The 250-nt window shown below is 72.0% G+C and carries 1 protein-coding gene; it reads right to left on the reverse strand.

The annotated features are described in order from the left end of the window. On the reverse strand, positions 1-250 hold a 250-nt coding region (locus ACPYOJ_RS36125), incomplete at both ends, for a FimD/PapC C-terminal domain-containing protein (protein WP_481420498.1).

Here is a 250-nt window from a genome sequence, read left to right on the forward strand (position 1 = left end):
GCTCGTATGCGATCCGACAGATCGAGCGATGGTCGTCGGCGCCCCATTGGACCGTCAGGGAACCGCTGTCGGCGAGCCCGCGCGCGAAGATCCTGCTTGCCTGACCGACGACGCCTACTTCCTTGCCGGTCTCGTCGTGCACGGCGGCGCCGAACGGCAACGGCGTACCGTCGGCCTGGCGCGCCTGAACCAGCGCCGCGCGGCCGGTGTCGGTCGCAAACCGGATGAGCGGCACCGCGCCGGCGCGCGG

It is taken from the genome of Rhizobium sp. SVR5-9E, assembly GCF_056755095.1.